The sequence below is a fragment of the Donghicola sp. genome (genome assembly GCF_025210255.1).
Lineage (GTDB): Bacteria > Pseudomonadota > Alphaproteobacteria > Rhodobacterales > Rhodobacteraceae > Donghicola > Donghicola eburneus.
Map to the genome: position 1 here is coordinate 1 of NZ_JAOARZ010000045.1, position 4,617 is coordinate 4,617.

At 58.6% G+C, this 4,617-nt stretch carries 4 protein-coding genes; 1 reads left to right on the top strand and 3 read right to left on the bottom strand.

Going from position 1 to position 4,617, the window contains the following annotated elements; all coding sequences use genetic code 11:
• The 3 genes from N4A58_RS20850 to N4A58_RS20860 all read right to left on the bottom strand — a co-directional run.
• On the bottom strand, positions 1 to 1,084 hold a 1,084-nt coding region (locus tag N4A58_RS20850; RefSeq protein WP_293713372.1), incomplete at its 3' end, for a TniQ family protein.
• Entirely contained in the window at positions 1,081 to 1,962 is an 882-nt protein-coding gene (locus tag N4A58_RS20855) for a TniB family NTP-binding protein (RefSeq protein WP_293713374.1), read from the bottom strand. The genes N4A58_RS20850 and N4A58_RS20855, both read right to left, overlap by 4 nt.
• A gap of 1 nt (position 1,963) precedes the next feature.
• The gene (locus tag N4A58_RS20860; RefSeq protein ID WP_293713376.1) at positions 1,964 to 3,598 is read right to left on the bottom strand and encodes a transposase; all 1,635 of its coding nucleotides are present in this window, start codon (positions 3,596 to 3,598) and stop codon (positions 1,964 to 1,966) included.
• A 184-nt stretch (positions 3,599 to 3,782) separates the two neighbouring features.
• Between N4A58_RS20860 and N4A58_RS20865 the strand changes: the two genes are divergently transcribed.
• A partial coding sequence (locus tag N4A58_RS20865; protein ID WP_293713378.1) for a hypothetical protein occupies positions 3,783 to 4,617 on the top strand: 835 nt, incomplete at its 3' end.

The window sequence follows — 4,617 nt, forward strand, 5'->3', positions numbered from 1 at the left end:
AACTCGTCCTGATCTCAGAGGCGTTTTCGATCTCTGGAACAGTGGATCGAATCTGAACATTCGTGATCAAATGGGCGATCCGTGAAAGCGGTTCTTCGGCATAATGAACACCGGTCAAGATCTGTTCCACCCGTTTGCGAACTGTGCGTATATCTCGTCTTGCTGTCGTTCGGATGATGAGCATTTTTGAGAGGGTTTTTGTCAGCCCTGTATGTTTGGGCGCCACTTGCGCAAGCCGCATCCAGAAAGCCGTCGCGCGGTGATCGGGGCGCAGGTGGTTTCTCATTGAGCCTTCCGCCAACTGACAGAACAGGTGGTGGCGGTCCCGAAGTGGCAACTGTGCGATGGATTTGTGCTCTGTGCCAAAGGTGAAACAGGCCGTGCTTAGCAGAGCGGGCAGGGTGGATTTTTCCGGCAGTGAATACCCCGCAACATGCAATCGAAGCAGATCTTCGATCAGCCGCTCAAGCTGCTGTACGTCATGCGCGACGCGCACGGTGCGTTTGCGGAGGTCGCACCCGCACCAGACGCAAATATGCTGCGGCAAGAGCTGGTCTTGCCTTGAGGGGGCAATGCCGCCGCTACAGTGTGGGCATCTGTCCCGTAATCGGCGGCCATGATGCAAACACGATACCCGTGTTGCCAAAGTCCAGCCGCGCCGGAAATAGGGCGCTTGATCTTCCATCAGACAGGTCGGACAGTATTGGAGGCGAGTGATCCTCGGCGCGGAAGTGGGGATCTTTTGAGGTTTGATTTTCAATCGCAGCCGCAATCGGGTCAATGGATCAGGGCCAAGTGCGAGGCCAGAGATTTCTGCGGCAGGCACCTCTGCCCGATCGACAAGACTATCAAGGACGTGTTTGGGAAGGGCGCGGTCAAGTCGCTCCGACCAATCCGCGCCACTCAATCCCAGAACGCGCCCGAAATATCGCGGCGGCACACCATTGGCCAAGGCGAGCCGGTGCAGCCAGCTTGACAGAAGCTCTCCCGGAGCCGGCGTGACGCCCACGGGCCAGCCGCGCCCAGCCTCGCTGGCGTACCGGCATGACGGCGTTACGGAGATATTGGATGAATGCTGCGTCACGTCATCTCTTGGCGCAGAGCAGCGTTGCGACGTTTCGACAGTGGCAAATAGCCAAGAGACGCGACGCGCGCTTCGGTGATGTGGTCCTGGCCGTTTTGGATCGTGGCGATTGCGGCCTGGCTGACGATGTCAACAACTTCCCCGATCAAGCCTTCCGACAGATCATGTATCGTTTTCGCCAGCGTTGGATGCGACAGCCCGGAGGCTCGGGCCAAAGGCATGCTGGCCTCTAAGCTGTCGAGGAGCGCGGCGAAGTCTTCATCATAGCCCCATCTCGGAATGGGGATCGTGTCAAACCGCGATCCCATTTCTTCTGTATCGTGAATGGCATCATAGACCGCGATCTCGCCGATCAGCACGGGAGAAATGTCATGAACCCGGGCAATGCGGCGCAGGAACGAAAAAATAGCTTTGACGTCTTGCCTCCTCCCGCGAAGCGCGCTGTGAAACTCGTCGAAGATGAGCAGGCGGGGTTTCAGGCTATCGAGCAGATGATCCACTTGTTCGCTTGCCCGGGACAAGCTGCGCCAACCCGATGCTTGAGGGGCCCGCAATCCTGAAAGAATACTGGCGTAGAAGTGCGACAAGCCCGCACCCTCCCGGGTCTGGATCACCCAGACCTTTTGCTGACGCGATTGTCGCAAATGCTCAATGGCAAAGCGTTCGGCAATCATCGTCTTTCCGTTGTGATAAGGGCCTGCCAGCAACAGGCCCCGCGGGCGTAAGGAGGATGGCCGATCCAGCAAAAGGCGCATGGCGTCATGGGCTTTGCCAGCGACAGGGTGGCTGATCCAGCGGGGCTTTCGAATGTAGGCAATTCGGGTTGCATAATCGGCATTTAGAAGAGCGGCGGCGGAGGGGAGAAGGTGATCCATCATGTCACCAATCTTCCACCGAAAAGACCCGCTTGGGGCGGTTCGGATTTGGCCCTTCGCGGGCGGGTGCGGGGGACGGGGAGAGGCTCTGATAGGGCTTGGGAACTTCAGTGGCATGTTTGCTGCGCGTCAAATCCCGTAGGCGCCGCTTTTTTGATGCTGACGCTTCCACCGTCGCGGCAATTTCTCGCCGGATGACTGTTTTGTCCTCAATTGGGCGCTGCCCGCTTGTCCGCATCCGGCTCCGCTCGGCCTTATGCTGCCACAGTGTGATTGGCTCAGATACACCATCCCGCCGCCCGACCGGACGCCAGGCTCCGGTTTCGGGGTCCTTTAGGTAGATGTGGCTCACGTCTCGTGGATCATAGCGGATATCAAGAGCATCCAACCGATCACGCCTTGCGATCAGTGGACCGAGCCAGGGGTCGAAATAGTCGATGGCGAAAAGGCTTATGCCTTGAGGCGAAATCCTGCGTGACTTGTTGGGTAAGAAATTGAGCAGGACATCTATGGGAGTGTCAGCGGGGGCGATCGCCTCCCGGCGTTTGTGTACCCATTCATCGGCCGGCACCGTTAGCTTACGAGCGTTCTGGCTGAGATTGTGGTCAATAATCGCAAGCGTGATACAGCGTTCGAGATCTGCAAAGCTGAGCCGCGCCCGCTCTCCGGAGGGATAGTCATCCCGGTCCACGATCGAGCGCCCGGTCTTGCCCGGCAATGACCGCAGCACCGTGTTCACCTTACCGAGCAACCGTTCGACAACACCGCCACGATGGACGGTTCCCTTGTTTCGAGTTTCAATGGCGATGCCATACTCAGCACATCCCCGGGCAAAACTCGCACTTCTGAATTCCATGGCAGAATCCACAACAATCTTCCTTGGACGGCCATACATTGGCCATGCATGGTCTATATCGCGCTCGGCCATCCAGTCCTCTTTCTCGCACATTGTCTGTGCCAGACAAAGCGCGACCGACAGGCGCGAGGGATGCTCAAGGGTGAGACAGAACCCGATGATTGCGCTTGTTGCGACATCTGCTGCGATCGTGAGATACGGCCGGCCGACAAAGAGGCCCTGGCCGTCGATGACGTCCACGAACTGGATATCGGCAGGAGTATGGTCGATCTGGACCACATCGAGGGCGTGTTTGGCCCGGATATAGCCAGGTCGTGCTTTCAAGCGGCGGAGCTTTGACCCGTCGGTATGACGCTTCCGGGCAATCTCCTCGGGGGTAAACAGATGAGGGATACGCTTGGCAACGGTGACATAGGCTGGCGGATCAAGTTTTTCGCTGGCGCAACGCGCGCGGATTTCCTCAACGATAGGCGAAAGGTCCGGCTGCTCTGGCCGAAGCCACATATCCCGCAGCGTTTCGGCAATGATCTCCTCGACGGCGGGGCTGATCCTTGCTCGCCTGGCACCGTTTGTCTTTGGCAGAAGAGATGACACCCGGCGCTCGGCGCGGTATCGGCTCAAGTGGTTGTAGACCTGACGTGTCGAAAGGCGCAATTCGGAGGCTGCGCGCGCGACCGCGTTCCACATCGGTTCTTGCCCATCTAAAATGCGATCCAGCTCTCGGGCAATACGTGTGGCTTTGGACCAGGCCTCATCAGAAGGTTCTCGTGTGCCAGACGTCATAGCTCGACCGTCTCAGAGGGATTCAACACCATGTCCCGCCTCTTTCTCTCGCTTATTGAAATGCGAGCTAAAAATTGAAATTGAAACATAAAAAACAGCCCCGATTCACGCTCCACCCTGCTGAATTCGTTTAAAAACTTTCTAATGAAACGACAAACTAAATGCGACAGAGGATCTCTGGTTTCTGCCGGGACCATTCGAAGAAGAACCAGATGATTTGCCTCCCGGGCCGCGTGCAGAACCGCCGGACACTGCCGTCATCGAAGACTGGGCCAAGGCAGAAGGCGTTCACGCTGCGCGACTGGCAAGAGTGGCTGGACGCCTAGGTGCTCTGGATGACAGGCTGCTGCGTGGCCCGGAAGGCTGGCGGCATCGCCTCGCTCTTATCGAGGCAGCGGACCTTAGCTGGTGCGCGGGGGATCGGGTGAGTTCTGATCGTCTGTCGCTTTGGATATCGATGCGGCTGTCAGGTGCACAGGATGACCCAAATGCGCTGGCAAGAGTTGGATGGGCTGTTCGGCGCCTGACAGGCGGTCCCGGACCGAAGGCTGACTTGGCCGCCTTTCTGGATCGCCGCGATCCGGAGAACATTGAGGGCAGCGCTGAGCGTTTCGAAGATCGCGCGCGCGGATGGTTGGACGTAATGGCCGCAGCAGCCGAGCTCCACCCAATCACGCGGGCTTGCATGGGCTTTCATCTCTGGAACCTGGCCGGCCTCGGACAGCACGATGACCAGATGGAAGCCGCCGTCACCGCGTCCCGGATCGCGGCCAGCGATGGAAGCGGCGCCATCTTCGCACCGCTCGCCATGGGCGGGGCAGGGGGGCTGCGTGTTTCGGGCTTGCCGCCCGAACGTTTGGCCCGCTGGCTGGATGGGATGAACAGCGCAATTCTAACGGCGATGCGCCATCTAGATGGTACCCAAACATGGAGTGTTCGGGCGGAAGGAGCCATGTCTCAGCTTTCGGGCAGAACTCCGGCCGCTCTTCGGTCTGTGTTGACAGAGTGGCCTTTGGTGT

Coding starts and splice junctions, on each gene's coding strand:
- N4A58_RS20855 (WP_293713374.1), bottom strand. CDS start 1,962: ATGATGGATCACCTTCTCCCCTCCGCCGCCGCTCTTCTAAATGCCGAT.
- N4A58_RS20860 (WP_293713376.1), bottom strand. CDS start 3,598: ATGACGTCTGGCACACGAGAACCTTCTGATGAGGCCTGGTCCAAAGCC.